Annotated in this window: 3 protein-coding genes; all 3 read right to left on the reverse strand. The window is 60.7% G+C overall.

Annotation, left to right across the window (positions count from 1 at the left end; translation table 11 throughout):
• On the reverse strand, positions 1 to 1019 hold a 1019-nt coding region (locus H5T60_14440), incomplete at its 3' end, for a branched-chain amino acid ABC transporter permease (GenBank protein MBC7243629.1).
• Positions 1020 to 1055: 36 nt separating this feature from the next.
• On the reverse strand, positions 1056 to 1769 hold the full coding sequence (locus H5T60_14445; protein MBC7243630.1) for an ABC transporter ATP-binding protein: 714 nt from the start codon (positions 1767 to 1769) through the stop codon (positions 1056 to 1058).
• A 38-nt stretch (positions 1770 to 1807) separates the two neighbouring features.
• The coding region (locus H5T60_14450; protein MBC7243631.1) for an ABC transporter ATP-binding protein at positions 1808 to 1915 on the reverse strand (108 nt) is incomplete at its 5' end.

Genomic DNA, 1915 nt, shown 5'->3' on the forward strand with positions numbered 1-1915 from the left:
CCGAAGATGCCGTTGGGGACCAACAACAACACCAGGATCATCACCACCACCGGCACCACATCCTCATAGGACACGCCGAAGAACTGCTGGGTCAGCGTCTGCAGGACCGCCACGATGAAGCCGCCCACGATGGCCCCCTGCACGTTGCCCAATCCCACCAGCATGACCACGTACCAGGCGAAGTAGAGGGGTTTCAAGCCGACGGTGGGATAGGCGGGGAACATGAACAGCAGGGAGGCGCCGGCCAGCGCCGCCATAGCCGTCGCCAGCGCAAAGGTGAGCGTGTAAATGAAGTTCAGGTTGATGCCCACCATCTCGGCCCCCATCTCATCCTGCGCGACGGCGCGGATGGCGCGCCCGGTGCGCGTGTTGGCGAGAAATATCCAGAAGGCGACGATGGCGACAATAGCCACCACAAAGGCGGCGATGCGCTCCATGGTCAGGCGGACGCTTCCGATGACGATAGGCGGGACATCCCAGTAATTGGACACACCGCGGAAGTTCGGCCCCAGGATCAGGTTGGCGCCGTAGACCAGTATGAATGAGATGCCCACTGTCAGCAGGAAGGTGTTCATCACCCATCCTCGACGGGTGCGCGTGCGCAGGGGATAGAAGACGAGCTTCTCTATCACGGCGCCGGCCACGAAGCCCACCAGGGCCGCGGCGATCCAGCCGATCAATGGGCCGACCGCGCTGAGCAACGGATTGGGATTCTCCCGCAGATAGGCCTGGATCGGGGTAAAGACGAAATATGCGACATACGCCCCGATCATGAAGGATTCGCCGTGGGCGAAATGCGGGATGTTCATCACTCCGAAGACCAGCGCCAGGCCGACGGCCATCAGCGCCCACATGCCGCCGGTGACGATGGTGTTGACTAGCTGGGAGGGGCCGGCGAAGATGCCGATAATGACCAGAAATCCCACGGTCATGGCGATGACGATCCAGGCCGCCGGCCGGGCGCGCATATTCAGCATGACCTTTTCCAAAAACGAAGGTTGAACCCGTGTGGCTTCCATCCTTACCCTTCCTCACGTGGAATGATGGACCGGGCATTAAATACCCATATAGGCCACCCGCACATGCTCGTTATTCATAAGCTCCTTGCTGGGGCCTTCCAACACGATTTTCCCCTGCTCCATGACGTAGCCGCGATCGGTGATGCGCAGGGTGCTGGGGACGTTCTGCTCCACCAACAGGATGGTGACGCCCTCTTTCTGCAGGGTTTGGAGCGCCTCAAAGACGGTGACCACCACCTGCGGTGCCAATCCCAGTGACGGCTCGTCCACCAGCAGGAGCTTGGGCATGGACATCATGCCGCGGGCGATGGCCAGCATCTTGCGTTCTCCGCCGCTCATAGTGCCGGCCAACTGCCGCTCGCGCTCCTTCAGCCGGGGGAAGAGGCTGTAGACAAAGTCCAGCGCCTGCAGTTGCTTTTTCTTGTCCAGCACCCGATATGCTCCCAGCAGGAGGTTCTCGCGCACCGACATGTTGGTGAAGAGGTTCAGCGATTCGGAGACGAAGCTGATGCCCATCTGGCTGATCTGATACGCCGGCGTTTTGGCGATGGATTGGCCCTCAAAGCGGATGTCGCCGGCGGTCGGCTTCAAAAAGCCGGCGATGGTGCGCAAGGTGGTGGTCTTGCCGGCGCCGTTGGCGCCCAGCAGACACACGAATTCCCCTTTCTCCACCTTCAGGGACACATCCCACAGCACCTGCAGGAAGCCGTATCCCGCATTGATATGTTCCACTTCCAGTAATGCCGCCATCCTCTATGCTCCTTCATGCCAGATACATGGGCGGTGAGCTACAGCTCATGCGCTGCGCCCAGATAGGCTTCCAGAACCTTCGGGTCCTGCGAGACTTCCATGGTCGGGCCTTCGGCGATCTTGGTGCCGTACTGGAGCACCGCCAG

This window comes from Anaerolineae bacterium (assembly GCA_014360855.1).
Lineage (GTDB): Bacteria > Chloroflexota > Anaerolineae > JACIWP01 > JACIWP01 > JACIWP01.